Origin of the sequence: Paraburkholderia sp. EG287B, assembly GCF_040965595.1 — a bacterium.
Taxonomy (GTDB): Bacteria; Pseudomonadota; Gammaproteobacteria; order Burkholderiales; family Burkholderiaceae; genus Paraburkholderia.
In genome coordinates, this window is sequence record NZ_JBFRCG010000038.1 from 35,796 (window position 1) to 48,522 (window position 12,727).

The following is a 12,727-nucleotide window of genomic DNA, read 5'->3' on the forward strand; positions in this document are numbered from 1 at the left end:
ATTCAGCCAGTCGGTCGAACGGGGTCGTTCCGTGGCAGTATGCGTGAGCGTCGGAACAAGTATTTCGAACGTCCTCTCCGATCACCCACGCTAGGAGTTTCTTCTCCAGCGTCCCCTTGCTAACGGCGTGTTACAACTGGAGAGGTCGTGATGGCGGCCGAGAACACCAATGCCGGCAGGACTGGCTCAGCAGCTTGTGCTAGCGGCCAGGTGTCTTCGCGAGGTTCCTTGCCAGCTAAAACTTGGTCGGCGCTAACGCCGTGCCGACTGCCATTTGCCATCGTCCCGGCAGAAGATTCTTCCATGATGGCGATCACATGCAGTGTTTTGCGCCGACAACTGGTGTTGAGCTTGATGAAAATTGCGATGCATTTCATTCCAGTCATTAAGGTTTACATAACAGAATTTAGTCTATTGGCTATTCTAGATGAGTCATCGTGTCGCAATTGTGTCGTCAAATACGTTAGGCTACCCCGTCCCTTGTTTGAACGAAACCATGCGTTGGCTCCGTAGGCGCATAGATTTGCGCGCATCTCTTATACCGACTGTGCTTCATTGATAAAATGCAGAAAACAGACCTACGCCGATCAATATAAGCACAGACATAAATTAATTTGATGGTCTACTTCTCAGTAGTCTCGCTTACCGCGTGGCATTATTTGCGCTCGGCTGGTTCTGATTATTGGATGTGCGCAACGAAGTTCGGTGCATCTTGCGGTGGCGGTGCGATGAGTCCGCGTCGATAAAGGGCTACTTTGTTCGCCGCGCTCAATACGGCAACGGGTGAAGTCATTGCGCAATGTAAGTCGCGCCACCGACATCAGGAATTCCTGGCGTTTCTCAGGCATGTGGACCAGGCAGTGCCTGCCGATCTCGATGTGCATCTGATCGTCGACAACTATGCAACACACAAGCATCCGAAGGTCGGGGCATGGCTGGCCAGGCATACGCGCTACCACATGCACTTCACGCCGACCTACTCAAGCTGGTTGAATCAGGTTGAACGCTGGTTCGGCCTGATTACACAGCATATCGAAATCTTCTGCTGATTGCGTACAACGACTTTGTCATCTCCACGCCCGCTGAGCAAAAGGTGTTCAAGGTTCTTCAGGAAGCAGACGGAAAGCGGCATATCTCACTTGATAGCCTGCTTGAATCCCTGCCGGTTCGGCCTAACAATTGATGTCGGTGGGCGAATCATATTGGTACTTGTATGAGTCGTCACGATGCAACTCCTCCCTTGATGCACAGAGGTGGCTTCGCTTGTTCGGACAGGGTCCCAAGATTGTTAAGTGGAACCACCGGGGCGTTCATGCTGCCGATTTAATCGCAGGCAGCGTCGCGAAGTATGCCTCATCCGGCGTGCGGTCTTCCAGACTCGAATGAGGTCGTCTCTGGTTGTACAGATTGATGTAATCGCCGATAGAGCGCCGGGCGTGGCTGACCGACTCGTATGCCTTCAGGTACACCTGCTCATACTTGACGCTTCGCCAGGTTCGACGAACACGTTGTCTCGCCAGGCTCCCTTGCCGTCCATGGACAGTTTGATGCCGCGATCCAGAACCGCGTCTGTAGAAGCGGTCGCGGTGAACTGGCTGCCCTGGTCGGTGTTGACGATTTCAGGCTGGCCGTATTTCGCGAATGCCTCTTCAAGCGCCTCGACCGCATGGATCGCTTCCAGCGTGATCGCCACACGATGTGCCAATACCTTTCGGCTGGCCCAGTCCACCAGAGCAGTCAGATACATGAAGCCCCGCGCCATCGGGATGTAGCTGGTGTCGAGCGCCCACACCTGATTGGCACGGTTGATCGTCATTCCTCGCAGCAGATACGGCCAGATCTTGTGCTGCTTGTCGCGGCTCGTGTTCGGCCTGCAGTACAGCGCTTCGCGCCCATGCGTTTCATCAGCGTGCCGACGTGCCGGCGTCCCACCTTGATGCCTTCACGCCGTAGCAGACGCGCCAGCATGCGCGCTCCCGCGAACGGGAACTCAAGATGCAGCTCGTCGATGCGGCGCATTAGTTTCAGTTCCGTCTTGCTGACCGGTTGAGGCTGGTAGTAGACGCTTGATCTGGCGATCCCCGCAAGTCGCGCCTGTTGCGCAATCGGCAGTGCGTGTGCACGGTCGATCATCGCTTTCCGCTCAGCCCCGCCTTGCTGAGCGCTCCGCTTAAAAAATCGTTCTCCTGCGTCAACTGGCCGATCTTCGCGTGGTGTGGAGCACCTTGACGTCCACTTGTGGCTCACCCGTCGTCGACTTGCCCGTCTCGAACACTTCCGACACGCGCTCCTGCAGCTGCTTCTTCCAGTCCGTAATCTGGTTCGGATGAACGTCGTACTGCTGCGCCAGCTCTGCCGGCGTCTTGTCGCCCATCAGGGCTGCCAGCGCTACCTTTGCCTTGAATGCCGGGCTATGCGACCGGCGGCTTCTTTTTGCCATCTTTGGGTTCCTCTTGGTGGTCCCTATGACCAGCTCAGGCTCCGACCGTTCCACTTACCGACCTTGTCCGAAGTCTAGCTACGGAGCGGCGAAGTATCACTCTTCATCCGATACATCGGTTGAGTAGTGGCTGCTTTTTTCATCCCGCCAGGGTATCAGGTCTGCTCGAAAGAGCATAACCCCCGTTTAACTCAGCCGCGCTTGCCAACGTGAGGTCGCTTTCGGCGGAACCGCGACTCATAAATCAGCTTGATGCATCCAAAAGAAATAGCGGCTTATACGAAACGAACTTGCGCTGTTACGATTCGTGCGTTGTTGCTACGGGGCTAGGTGCGAGTGCGGAGTCGAACGCCGTCCACGCTGATTGCGGTGCCACTGGGTTTGCACTTGATCGAAGCGTCGATTTGTTGACTCCAGCGTTGCGCCGAGTTGTCGCGGCCCGTTACGAGCGTGCTCAGCCGCCTCGGATGCGTTTATGTTCGCGAGCAGGAGAACGGATGCGACGGCCGCGCTGGATTACCACCTTTCTTGTCGGTAGCGCCTTGTCAAGGATGGCCCTGTCTGCTTCGAAGCGGTTCTGAGCGTGCCAGGGCGGTCTCGCAATAGCAGTCCCCGTCAGGGTGGTCTGCGTAGCGACGGTCAGCATATGTGACGACGCAGTTCACCGAACTGGTGGTGATCGGAATCGGCTCAGCAGCTCAGCAGCCTCACCGTGATGATGGAGCCGATGGCCGCGCTGTTCCATGGTCTGCCAAGGCCTCTTGACTCCGCACATCGTCGCCACGCCGTAATGTGGCGGCCATGATCCCGCCGCGCAACTGCGTTGCTGCTGACTGGATTGATTGCTGCCCATACCGCTCGGGCAGATGTGACGCTCAATTTCGTCGATGCCGGCATTGATCAGGTCGCCAAGGCAATCGGCGCGGCGACAGGGAAGACGATCATTGTGGACCCGCGCGTCGAAGGGCGGCAAAATCTCGTCTCTGAGCGCCCTGTTTCGGAGGACAAAGCATTGAAAACTCTGCAGTCTGCGCTGCGAATGCAGGGTTTCTCGCTGGTGCAGGATCACGGTGTGCTGAAGGTCGTGCCCGAAGCGGATGCGAAAGCGGAGGGTGTGCCGACGTACATCGGAAATGCGCCTTCGGCACACGGCGATCAGGTCGTCACTCAGATCTTCCGCCTTAGGAACGAATCGGCGAACAACCTGCTGCCGGTGCTGCGTCCGCTCATTTCGCCGAGTAATATGGTTGCGGCTTATCCATCAAATAATACGATCGTCGTCACCGACTATGCAGATAATGTCCGCCGCATCGCGCAGATCATCGAGGGCGTCGATTCTGCGGCCGGCCAGCAGGTACAGGTAGTACAACTGAAGAGCGCGAATTCGATCGACGTTGCGACCCAGATGACCAAGATGCTTGACCCTGGGGCGATCGGAAATGCGGATGCGACGCTGAAGGTCTTGGTGCAGGCTGATCCGCGCACGAATGCGCTATTGCTGCGTGCGTCGAACGCAGCGCGCCTCGCGGCGGCAAAGTTTCTGGCGAAGCATCTCGATGCGGCAACTGGGCGTCCCGGTAACATCCACGTTGTGCAGCTGCGGGGCGCGGATGCCGTGCGTCTTGCGAAGACGCTGCGCGGCATGCGCGGCATGCTCGGCAAGGGCGGCCATGATTCGATGTCCAGAAGGGGCGGTAATGCCGCGAACTCGTTCAACCAAGGAAACATGGACTCGTCGACGGGCACACCGGCCTTGCCGCCACTGCCAGGCGGCTCTCAGGGCGGTTCGTCATTCTCGTCGATGGGAAGCAATCGGCTTGCAGGCGGCGGCAACAACGACAGTCAAGGCAACAACGCGGCGTTTCTTGGCGAAAAGGAAGGCGGTGACATTGAAGAGAATCAGCCCGGCTGGATGATTCAGGCCGATCCGGAGACCAATTCGTTGATCACTACCGCGTCGGACGCCGTCTACGGCAATCTGCGCAGCGTGATCGATCAGCTTGACGTCCGCCGCGCGCAGATATATATCGAGGCGCTAATCGTCGAACTGTCGGCGACGACAAACGCGAATCTCGGCATCCAGTGGCAGGGTGCGCTGCTGTCGAATGGTCGAAACAACGGTCTCTACGGAAGTTCCAACTTCAATTCTAATGGAAGCCAGGGCATCGTGAACCTGACCGCGCAGGGAGCCATCATCGCGGACGACCCGGCCGCAGCGCTCGCGAAGGAGGGCACGAACCTGCTGAACAACGGCCTAAACGTCGGCTTGTTGCACCGCTTCGGCGACGTGTTCGGTCTTGGTGGCCTGTTGCAGGCGCTGTCGGAGTCGAGCGATGCCAACGTCCTATCGACACCTAACCTCATCGCACTCAATAACGAAGAGGCGAAGATCGTCGTTGGCTCGAACGTGCCTCTCGTGACGGGTTCATACGCCACGCCGACCGCGAATGCCGCGACGTCCGTTACCGCATTCAACACCTTCGATCGGCAGGATGTCGGTATTGTGTTGTACGTGAAGCCGCAGATCACCGACGGTGGCATCATAAAGCTGCAAATCTATTCCGAAGCCTCGTCCGTCGATTCGGCCTCGGCGGACAATCAGGGCGGCGTGTCGATCATCAAGCGCTCGGTGCAGTCGACTGTGCTGGCCGACGATGGCGAGATCATCGTGCTCGGCGGCCTGATGCAAGACAGGTACGCGAACGGCAACAGCAAGGTGCCGCTGCTCGGCGACGTGCCGTTGATCGGCCAGCTGTTCCGTTCGGAGCAGAAGCGCCGAGGGAAGACGAATCTGATGATATTCCTGCGTCCGGTCATCATCGACGACCGGGACAAGGCGCAGGCTATTACGTCAAACCGCTACGACTATATTCAAGGTGTGCAGGCCGCGTATCGGCAGGTCAACAACTTGATGAAGGACGACGACGACCCGGTGGTGCCGCAGAAGCCGGTAGGCCCAAGACAGGGCGGGTCAACCCTGAATCTGTTCGATCTCGACAAGATGCGTCGCTAGTAGGTCGATGGCTTTGTTGTCATGTCGGTGCCTATGCAGTTCTTCAAGCGTTAGGGGCTGACTCGGGGTCGTAAAGGGTCCCGTAGTTTGGCGAACCGAACGTCGTAGCGTTGCCGCGCCAGTGCGATGAGCGCTTGGTTCTGTCGTTGCCGTGCTGGACTTTGCGTGCGGAGAGGCCGTGAGATAGGTGTCTAAACACCACGGCGGCCGATAGAAGCAATGCGCCGAGCACCTTGTTGCAGCGCTTGGACGGGTGCTCGCCACGGATAAATGAGCGTGAACGCCGGGTAACTGATGCGACGCCAGCGTAAGTCGCTACGTGACCTACCTAACCTCATGTTAGTGCAAGACCTCGGTGGGGGTCTGGCGGCGGTTCTGCCCCCGATTCCCGGAACTTTGGTCAGGGTTGCAAAAAGAAGTGGTAACACCCAACCGCTCAACATAGGCGGCGATTTCGTCGCGTTGTTGCGCAACTAGTCCATTGAACCAGATGAATTGCACCGGATTCGCCGCGATGGATCGGAGTACTTCCATTTCAACGGGAGCGCCTTCTTGTTGTACTGGCGTATATAACGCATGAGCTTTTTATCGAGATCCTTTGTGCCGGTGAATACGCCACGCGCAATGTATCGAGACTTTCGGATGGTCAGCCAGAAATGTTTGAACGGCGTCGGTTTTGTGGCTGCTCACGTTGTCGCAGATCACGTGAATCTTTTTTCCGCGCGGCTGGACCGATACCACCGCGGTGAGGAATGCAACAAACTGGGTGCCGGTATCGCGTGGCGCAGTTTTACCCAGCACCTCACCGGTGGCTACATTCACTGCGGCGAACAGGCTCAGGGTGCCGTTGCACTTCTATTCAAAGCCATGGCTCTCGGCGCGCCCGGGCGAGAGTGGCAACATCCGGTTCTTGCGATCCAGCGCCTGGATGGCCGTCTTCTCGTCCACGCAGAACACCACCGCATGCAACAGCGGATTAAGTACAGCCCGATCACATCGGCAGCCTTCGTCTCAAAGTCGGGATCGATGGGTAAGCAGCAATCCATCGAAGCGATATATCCGAATATATACACGCGCGCAGGTCGGGAAACTCGCCTGTCAGATTCAGCAGGCCACGGGCCAACCTGGCAAGGTGGCGTTGGCCGACGCCGGGTGGTCGAACGCAGCTTTGGCTGGCTCGACCGCTTGCGTCGGCTGGCCAGGTACAGCGAGCGATTGCCCGAAACCTTGGCTGGCTTCCACTTCGCCGTGTTCTCCTCGCTTATGCTCGTCCACTTTGCGGCACTTGGTAAAAGGGCATTAAAGTGCATAACACCGCCTGGAAAAAAGGCCGTTCGGGCTCACTCGAATGGAAGAGCGCGTTCCAATGCTGGATGGCCAAATCGAAATCAAAGTGCGATCAAGGTCACCGTTTCGTCGGTGACGGCCGAAATCAAGTCGGGCGACAACTTCGAACTCGTACAACTCCAGCAAGTGGCCCAGAACCTCGCGCACGCTCATGCCGCGCGCGTACATGCTGATGACGTAATCGTCGACGCCGGGCCGCCCGCGCTGATACTGCCACCAATTGCAGCTCGAACGTCGCCCGCTGATCGCGCAGAATGTTCAGATTCAGGTCGCCATTTGCCATGTTGACCGTCTAGCGCCTGGTCCAGTTGCGATGGTTGCCGGCCTCGCCTTGCTCAGCCTCGTTGTCGCATTATGATTTCCCAGTTCGATACTACCGAAGAACTTCTTGATGTCGAGGCCCAGCGCCCAAGCGTAGCCCCGGCCGCGCTGCAGGCCCACGTCGGGCGCCTGATGCGCGGGCCGCCCAGGACGATAGCCGCATGAATCGTCGTAAAACCACAAGCGATACAGATATCGCTGGACCACCGTCTGAGCGATGCCCTGAGATCGTGGGAATTCCAACGGCCTCGTCCCCACACCCTGCCTTCCGGGGGTATGTCAACCCTTAGCACCGGTGGTCTTCGCGGCATGACGGCCGCCCTCGTGAGACGAATTGTTCAGCGCGACTCGTGACAAGCCTCCCGTTTTACACGTCTAGTCAAGGACGCTACCGGCTTCACGATCTCTTACGAGGGCTCTTGTTCAAATAGACGGCTCTTCAGCCCATGTCAATTGTCGCGTATTGACCAAATGCTCACAAACGAAATGACGACTGTCGCACATCGGCGGTCCGCACGACAATCTTCATCGGATATCAATCCACCTGAAGACGTCGCACTGCGCCTGGTGGCTCCTTTTCGCCGACGAATCTGAGTCGGCACGATCTGTGCTCTGGAAATGTGAAGCGATCTCGCGCTCAACCCGTTTGACATCTTGGACGCCATACAGTAAAGGCTAAATCGCACAGATATGATCTCCAAAAAATGCAACGAGGCAACTGCACATATCAACGATACAGTGGCTTTCTTCCGCTGTAGCGCTCTATTTTGGAGCACACGAACTTCGGCGCAATCGTGGCAGCACGTCGCAGCGCAGTGCAGACAGATGTCGTCGAGCGAAATAGAGCTTCTCACTCACACGCCCCCTAGAAACCTAACTATGCGTGGTTGGGAAAGGTCGATATTTCTGGCTTTATTTGGTGCGTCATCCTTGGCTCAAGCACAAAGTACTGTGAATCTCTACGGTGTTCTCGACGAAGGCATCATGTACCAAAGCAACGTTGCTGATAGCAAGAGAATTTCGCTTGACTCGCTTAGCGGCCTCATGGGAAGTCGATGGGGCATGACCGGAAGCGAGGTTCTCAGTGGCGGTTTACATGCAACGTTCACCCTTGAGTCAGGCGCAAACCTAAATCAAGGTAAGGCTGGTCAGGGCGGCCTGCTATTTGGTCGTCAAGCCTTCATCGGTATCAAAAGCGACAATTGGGGCGGCCTGACATTTGGACGTCAATACGACATGATCTTCTACTTTCCCGAGCCGCTGACTGCCGAAGCGCTGGTCGGAGGCGCGCCGGCGGGACACCCAGGGGATCTGGACAATGCGTCCAACACGGTTCGACCGAATAATTCTGTCCGATACATGAGCCCCGACATCTACGGCGCGAGCTTCGGAATTGAGTACAGCTTTGGTGGTATTCCCGGTAACTTCACATCTACCAGTGGTTATTCGGTAGGTGCAGGTTACGTGAACGGGCCATTGAAACTGGGGGCAGCATTCGAGTACTTTAAGAACCCCACTGCAGCGCCAGGCACAGGATTTTTTACTGCCTATTTGAATGGGATCTCTCCTCTTCAAGGTGCTATCAACAGTGGATATGGCTCCGCCCAAGCGTACCAGTCTGTAGTCGTAGCATCCAACTACACAATCGGCCCAGTCATCGTGGCAGCATCGTTCTCTAATGTTCAATACGCGAATCTCGCCCTGTCTCATCTGGACGGAACAGTCATATTCAACAACTACGATGTCGGAATAATGTATCGTTTCAGCCAAGCGTGGACAGTCGCAGCATCATACGACTACTTGCAATCGAATGGCATTCAAGACGTTTCGGGACATATACTCGGAAACCAGCACTTCAACCAAGTAGCGATTTCAACAGACTACTTTTTATCCAAGCGAACCGACGTCTATTTCGAAATCGGTTGGCAACAAGCATCTGGAACATCGTCTCGTGGGGTCCCCGCTATTGCAAGCGTCGCGAATGTGGGTGACTCATCCAGCAATCGCCAGATCCTTGCTCGCGCCGCGATCCGTCAAAAGTTCTGAATAGAGCTAAACATGCTGCAATGCAACGACTCACAGCACCGATCGATCCTCGCAAATGACCCGACTGACGCTGCCAGCGTTGGCGAGTCGCGCCCCCACTTTCGATCCGTGACTAAATTTTCTGAAGTTCCTGACATCCTGAGCGGCGTTGCGTCTTATTGGTTAAGCTGGCGAAAACCATCACACCAGTTAATTATCTTTACTTCGACAGGAGACTACAACTCGCGCATTAATTTTCATACGTTCCGCCGCGTATCCGTAATATCGTCGATATCAACGGACAATGTTGATCTGAATTAAGGATGACATGAGAAATCATAATATTATAATTAGATACGCCAGACGCAAATGGACAGCCACCACACCAATCACCACCCACAGGGAGCACACGCCTGCGATAGAGTTAAATCGATCGGCAAGCATCAACTGAAAGGAGCTCTCTACGTTAGCAGACTGGATCATCGCGCGCGTAGACGCTTGTTCGTGCCGCGCGTCCACTAACACGAACCTCACCTGGACTTCAACAGAATGCAAAAATATTACCTACCAAGGGAAATAGCGAACCGCATCGTCGATCCGAAGTCCCACACGGACATCGATGGCCTCCACGAAATTTATAGTTGGGCACGCGCAAACAACCCCGTCGGGAGAGCGACGGCTGACGGGCATGACCCGTTTTGGGTGATTACAAAACACGCCGACGTCTCTATGATCTCACGGAATAATTCTCTATTCCACAATGGAGATTATTCTGTCGTGTGTCGCCCTAAAGCATCGATCGAGCATATTATGTCCGCGACCGGTTCGCCGAACATTGTTCGATCGCTCGTGCACATCGACGGCGAAGAACACAAAAGTTTACGCGCGCTGACTCAATCCTGGTTCATGCCGAACAGTATTCTCAAGCTTGAAGACCGTATTAGATCGCTAGCCCGTACGATGGTCGAGAAGCTGCAGCAACACAACGGAAAGGTGATCGATTTTTCAGGCACATTCGCGTCGCAGTACCCACTGCACGTAATCATGGATATTCTCGGCGTCCCTCAGGAGGATTTTCCTCGCATACATGCACTAACTTACGAGATGTTCGGGAGTGAGGACGCCGAATACACACGCGACACGTTGCGCCAAGGCGACGCGAGCAGCGCGACGGGCAAGGCGCTCCTGTCTGTAGTTGACGACTTCAGGGAGTACTTCGAAAGCTTAAACGAAGCGCGCCGGAAGGACCCGCGCAATGATGTCGCGACTTTGCTAGCCAACGCGGTCATCAATGGGCAGCCTATCGATGACGTAACCCGCCTCGGCTATTACGTAATTATCGCTGCCGCAGGACATCATACAGTGTCGTCGTCCACGTCGGTCGCAATGTGGGCATTGTGCCGCTTTAAGGAGTTGCTACCACAGCTTCAGGCAAATCGATCGCTCATTCCACAGTTTATCGATGAATGCCTTAGATTCGCATCGCCGGTTCATCATTTCATGCGTACAGCGACTGCCGACACTAATATCCGAGGTCGAAAAATTCGCAAGGGAGATTGGCTGATGTTGTGCTATGGCTCGGCTAATCGCGACGAAGAAGTCTTCCCTTCGCCATTCACATTCAATATTGATCGCAGACCCAACCCACATATCGCCTTCGGTGTCGGCGGCCACGTATGCCTTGGTCAACATCTCGCGCACATGGAGATGCGGATTCTGTTCGATGAGCTGATTCCGAGATTGCAACGCGCTGAGCTAGTGGGTGAGATCGAATACATGGAGTCAAACTTCGTTTGTGGACCGAAACACCTTCCCGTTCGCTGCATGTTGCAATAACACAACCCGCAATATTACGCGCATAGAAGACTTCATGTCTACGTGGTCGAAGAAATATTTGCGCGGCTAGCAAGAGCGAAGCCCTGCGCCGGCCGGCCAGATGCCAGCTGATGCGGTTCGCAAAGCCCAATGATATTGGGCATATTAGGGGGCAAAATTCAGCCTCCAAGACACTACGTCGGCAGCAGTGTGGCAGCTCGTTCTCTCTTCATGATGGCGAATCCATTCTGTAATGAAATTTCCTCCATGCTTTCTGTTTGCACCCGAGCGCTCAGCCCGTGAGTGCTCCACCCTCGCACCATCCATACTCCATGCATTCATCGACCTCCCGGCTTCCAGAACTCGATTTTCTCCGCGGTCTCGCATTGCTGATCATTGTCGTCGATCACGTCAGCGGCAGCGTCGTGTCGCACATTACGTTGCACACGTATGCACTTTGCGACGCTGCTGAAGTGTTTGTGTTTCTCGCGGGCTACTCGACAGCGACCGCGTGGACGGCTCTGGCAGCGTACCGTGACAAAGCGGCCGCGCGTAGGTGGTTTGTCAAACGAGCGTGGGTGATCTATCGGGCATTTCTTTTCACGGCTGGCTTACTGCTGCTGGCGAGCGCTGTCTTGCGCGCGTTCCACATCGAAACGCCGCAAACGGCACGCGATCTGCAGCAATTGATTGCGTCGCCGGCAACGGTGCTGTGCGATATCGTGCTGTTACGCCGTCAACCATATCTTGCGTCGGTGCTGCCGATGTACGTACTCTTCGCGCTGGCAGCACCGGTGATGGTACCGCTCGCGCGCGAGCGCCCGTGGCTACTTGTAGCGCTATCGTTTGGGCTCTGGGTGGTCGCGGGAACTTTATATTGGTATCTTCCCGCCGCACCGAACAACCGATGGGATTTCAACCCGTTCGCCTGGCAACTGGTATTTGTGCTCGGCGCACTCGCGCGCTGTCAGCCCGTTTATCAACACATCAATTCCGCGCGCTTCGGCTGGATCGCGTGGCTTGCAGCGATCGCGATCATCGCCTCTGGTGCCTATTACAAGCTCAGGATCGAGCCCTCAACGCCGGGCATCATGAAGCGGGACCTCGAATGGCCGCGCGCGGTGAATTTCATCGCGCTGGCGTGGCTGGTCGCCGATCTCGTCCGCCGTGGCTGGATACGACACGCTGCTGACAGGGCACCGTGGGTCGGAGCGATCGGCCGCAGGAGCCTGCCGTGCTTCGTCGCCGGCACCGTAGTTTCGCTGAGCGCCGATGCCGTGTTGGCCAGGACAACCGGCGGCCAGCATGACGTGTCGCTGGGTCTCGCTGCGGACGCAGTGGCAATCCTGTCCGTATTTGCCGTTGCCTCACTCGCGAGCCTGCCGGCCCGCGCGCAGACGACACGCTTGAGGAAAAGGCTCCGCCTGTAGACCCATTAGCCGTCGGATAGCATCATGCGCAAAGCCGGTTCCTTGCGGCTCTTGAGTTTGAGCTGGGACTGAATAATGCTTCGCTGATTCTCCTCGCAGAAGCCCCGCGCACGGCTCGGGGGTGATGTGGCTCACTTTGCACTAAACGTTGATGCCATGTCGGAAAGCCGCGGCATTAAGGGTAATGCCGTTCAGTTAAGGTCTTTTTTAGAGACCGTTTCCAAAAGACTGCTCGGCACGTCTGAAGATGTTCCAGCAGACGAGCGAGCAACCAAGTTTAAGGAATGCCTCGTGAATGTCGGCTCGACGCTCAAAGCGAATGCGAAGACGACGAAA

Annotated in this window: 5 protein-coding genes and 7 pseudogenes; 7 read left to right on the top strand and 5 right to left on the bottom strand. The window is 56.1% G+C overall.

The genetic code is table 11. The features are described from left to right. Positions 1-119: 119 nt before the first annotated feature. Positions 120-377: a hypothetical protein gene (locus tag AB4Y40_RS40615; protein ID WP_368692657.1), complete on the bottom strand. Its 258-nt coding sequence runs from the start codon at positions 375-377 to the stop codon at positions 120-122. A 375-nt stretch (positions 378-752) separates the two neighbouring features. Here AB4Y40_RS40615 and AB4Y40_RS40620 point away from each other — a divergent pair. Together AB4Y40_RS40620 and AB4Y40_RS40625 are read left to right on the top strand one after the other, a co-directional pair. Then, a pseudogene (locus AB4Y40_RS40620) lies at positions 753-1,025 on the top strand (IS630 family transposase); the annotation flags it as partial. Next, positions 1,022-1,183 (top strand): annotated as a pseudogene (locus AB4Y40_RS40625) (nitrogenase-stabilizing/protective protein NifW); the annotation flags it as partial. The pseudogenes AB4Y40_RS40620 and AB4Y40_RS40625, both read left to right, overlap by 4 nt. A 127-nt stretch (positions 1,184-1,310) precedes the next feature. On the opposite strand, the pseudogene AB4Y40_RS40630 reads toward AB4Y40_RS40625, so the two are convergent. Continuing rightward, positions 1,311-2,440: pseudogene (locus tag AB4Y40_RS40630) on the bottom strand (IS3 family transposase). A gap of 823 nt (positions 2,441-3,263) precedes the next feature. On the opposite strand from AB4Y40_RS40630, the gene gspD reads away from it, so the two are divergent. After that, a complete protein-coding gene (gene gspD / locus AB4Y40_RS40635) occupies positions 3,264-5,453 on the top strand; it encodes a type II secretion system secretin GspD (RefSeq protein ID WP_368692658.1) in 2,190 nt (729 codons plus the stop codon). A 473-nt stretch (positions 5,454-5,926) separates the two neighbouring features. Here gspD and AB4Y40_RS40640 read toward each other — a convergent pair. Next, a pseudogene (locus tag AB4Y40_RS40640) lies at positions 5,927-6,478 on the bottom strand (transposase); the annotation flags it as partial. Positions 6,479-6,590: 112 nt separating this feature from the next. On the opposite strand from AB4Y40_RS40640, the pseudogene AB4Y40_RS40645 reads away from it, so the two are divergent. After that, positions 6,591-6,722 (top strand): annotated as a pseudogene (locus tag AB4Y40_RS40645) (transposase); the annotation flags it as partial. A 146-nt stretch (positions 6,723-6,868) separates the two neighbouring features. Here the strand turns inward: AB4Y40_RS40645 and AB4Y40_RS40650 are convergent. Beyond that, positions 6,869-7,068 (bottom strand): annotated as a pseudogene (locus AB4Y40_RS40650) (transposase); the annotation flags it as partial. 932 nt (positions 7,069-8,000) lie between these two features. Here AB4Y40_RS40650 and AB4Y40_RS40655 point away from each other — a divergent pair. From AB4Y40_RS40655 to AB4Y40_RS40665, 3 genes are all read left to right on the top strand, one after another. After that, a complete protein-coding gene (locus AB4Y40_RS40655) occupies positions 8,001-9,167 on the top strand; it encodes a porin (RefSeq protein ID WP_368692659.1) in 1,167 nt (388 codons plus the stop codon). A 528-nt stretch (positions 9,168-9,695) separates the two neighbouring features. Further along, positions 9,696-10,982, top strand: coding sequence for a cytochrome P450 (locus AB4Y40_RS40660; protein WP_368692660.1), 1,287 nt, complete (start codon positions 9,696-9,698; stop codon positions 10,980-10,982). A gap of 311 nt (positions 10,983-11,293) precedes the next feature. Beyond that, positions 11,294-12,391 carry an OpgC domain-containing protein gene (locus tag AB4Y40_RS40665; RefSeq protein WP_368692661.1) on the top strand — a complete coding sequence of 366 codons (1,098 nt, stop codon included), beginning with the start codon at positions 11,294-11,296 and terminating at the stop codon, positions 12,389-12,391. Between the two features lie 207 nt (positions 12,392-12,598). Here AB4Y40_RS40665 and AB4Y40_RS40670 read toward each other — a convergent pair. Next, a pseudogene (locus AB4Y40_RS40670) lies at positions 12,599-12,727 on the bottom strand (IS5/IS1182 family transposase); the annotation flags it as partial.